The organism is Palleronia sediminis (genome assembly GCF_004358695.1).
Lineage (GTDB): Bacteria > Pseudomonadota > Alphaproteobacteria > Rhodobacterales > Rhodobacteraceae > Palleronia > Palleronia sediminis.
In genome coordinates this window covers 1-288 of the sequence record NZ_SNAA01000067.1, presented here as the reverse complement: position 1 = coordinate 288, position 288 = coordinate 1, and the positions used below count along the sequence as shown (strand labels likewise).

The window sequence follows — 288 nt, the reverse complement described above, 5'->3', positions numbered from 1 at the left end:
GGCGGCCTCGGGCCAGCGGCAATCGCAGAGGGCCGCGTCGAAGGCCGGCAGGTCCGGGGGCGTCTCCGGCAGGGCCTCACCCGGAAAATTGACGATCATCCGCTCGCCCGCCGGGTCGACCATCACCGAACTGAGCGGCGTCCGCCCCCCGCGCGCGAAGGCCGGCACCACGCCCGCCCCCGCCAGCATCGCGGCCAGCTCGTCGCCCGTGGCGTCCGCCCCCAGCCGCGTGACCAGCATGACCTGCCCCCCCAGCCGTGCCGCGCCCACCGCCGCATTGGCCGCGCA

1 protein-coding gene is annotated in these 288 nt (G+C 77.1%); it reads right to left on the bottom strand.

Annotated features, from left to right (window positions below; all coding sequences use genetic code 11):
* Nucleotides 1-288 (bottom strand): PfkB family carbohydrate kinase (locus tag E2L08_RS16870; RefSeq protein WP_133398234.1); only part of this gene is annotated, 288 nt, incomplete at both ends.